The sequence below is a fragment of the Streptomyces millisiae genome, from assembly GCF_031845425.1.
In the GTDB taxonomy this organism is placed as follows: domain Bacteria; phylum Actinomycetota; class Actinomycetes; order Streptomycetales; family Streptomycetaceae; genus Streptomyces; species Streptomyces millisiae.
In genome coordinates this window covers 1-471 of record NZ_JAVREM010000254.1, presented here as the reverse complement: position 1 = coordinate 471, position 471 = coordinate 1, and the positions used below count along the sequence as shown (strand labels likewise).

Below are 471 nucleotides of genomic sequence, written 5' to 3'. Positions count from 1 at the left end.
GGCAGGCCCCACACCGTCGAGGAACCCGACGTAGCGTGACCGGCGCCGCCAGTTGCCGCGCGCGGTGTACAACCGGCGATAGGGCACCTCGGTGGTGCCGGCATCGGCGTGATAGCGGTACATCGACAACACCGCGGCCGCCCGTGGCTGCAAGGAGCTGGTCATCATCTTGGTCTCGGGGACACCGATGCGCGGTGTGCCGGGCAGATCCCCGGTCCGCAGATACTGCAGATACTGGCCAAACAGGGTGGTGGGAAAGTCATCCCAGCGGTGCCCGGTGTGCTCAAGCACGGTGAACCACCGAGCCAACCCCGCGGCGTAGCCGCGCACCGTATGCGGGGACGCGCCCCCATCCCGCAGAAACCCCAGGTATTCCGCCGCCGGGGCCACCGGCAGATGATCGGCACCCACCACGGTGTAGGTGACAGGTTCGCCGGGAAAAATCACCCGCTGCACACGCGCCACCGGCCC

Annotated in this window: 1 protein-coding gene; it reads right to left on the bottom strand. The window is 68.4% G+C overall.

All coding sequences use genetic code 11. The features are described 5' to 3' along the window. Positions 1-456: site-specific integrase (locus tag RNC47_RS36530; RefSeq protein ID WP_311605168.1), on the bottom strand; the 456-nt coding region annotated here is incomplete at its 3' end. Between the last annotated feature and the right edge of the window lie 15 nt (positions 457-471).